The sequence below is a fragment of the Thiorhodococcus fuscus genome, assembly GCF_042682685.1.
GTDB lineage: Bacteria > Pseudomonadota > Gammaproteobacteria > Chromatiales > Chromatiaceae > Imhoffiella > Imhoffiella fuscus.
Window position 1 is genome coordinate 1 of sequence record NZ_JBHUHX010000073.1, and the last position, 944, is coordinate 944.

Consider the following 944-nt stretch of genomic DNA (forward strand, 5'->3'; position numbering starts at 1 on the left):
TGACCGCGCACGGCACGGGCGAAGACCGACGCGTCGGTGCCGGTGCTGGCGATGTAATAGCGCGTCTCACGCGAGGTCACCCCATTGATCTCGCGCTCGGACTCGACCATGCCGATCATGTTCAACGCCGTCCATCCAGCACAGCGCGACACGCCGGAGAGGTCGCCGAGGGTGCGATAGCGGCGTGTCTCGCGCCGCCCATGCCCCTGCTCAACGGTTTCCAGGAACTGGGAGTCGACGTCGGCGTAGTCTCGGGCATCGGCGTTGATGAAGGCTTCCTCGACCTCGGTGGCCAAGGTGCCCTGGTTGCCCTTGAGCGCGAGGACGTAATCGGCCCCTTGATCGATGATCTGGGCAGCGATCTTGGTTTGGCAACCCATGGCGTCGATGGTCACGATACAGCCCTGAATCAGCAACAGATCCAACAGCTTGGGGATGGCCGTGATTTCATTGGACTTGGCCTCGGTGGCGATCTGTCCGAGCACCAGGCGATTGTCTGCCGCCCAGGCACTGACCAGATGCAGCGCCCCCAGGCCCTTGGCCCGCTCGTGCGAGCGGCGCAAGGTCTTGCCATCGATAGCGATCACTTCGCCCGGAAGGATCTCACGCAGCGTCGCCACCCAGTCGCGAAAGCAGGTCTCGAACACCTGCGGATCGATCAGACTGAACACCCGCCCGAAGGTATCGTGCGCGGGGATCCCGTTGGGCAGTTCCAGGAAGCGTTCCAGCCACGTCTGCTTGGCACGTCCGAATTCGGCAATCTGAGTCCAGCCATCGGCCCCGCAGAGCACGCCCGTGATGGCGATCGCGATCATGTCGTTGAGCCGATGGCGTTGCTTGATCGCACAGCGCGGATCCTCCAGCGTCGAAAAATGGGTCAACAAGGATCGATCCGAGGGCATTTCCGGCATGACAAACGCTCGCAAGGGCAGCAAAAACGGCTG

The 944-nt window shown here is 62.7% G+C and carries 1 protein-coding gene; it reads right to left on the reverse strand.

Going from position 1 to position 944, the window contains the following annotated elements; all coding sequences use genetic code 11:
- Nucleotides 1-881, reverse strand: an 881-nt coding sequence (locus tag ACFSJC_RS20000; RefSeq protein WP_386029089.1) for an ISAs1 family transposase, incomplete at its 3' end; no start/stop codon positions are given.
- Nucleotides 882-944 lie beyond the last annotated feature (63 nt).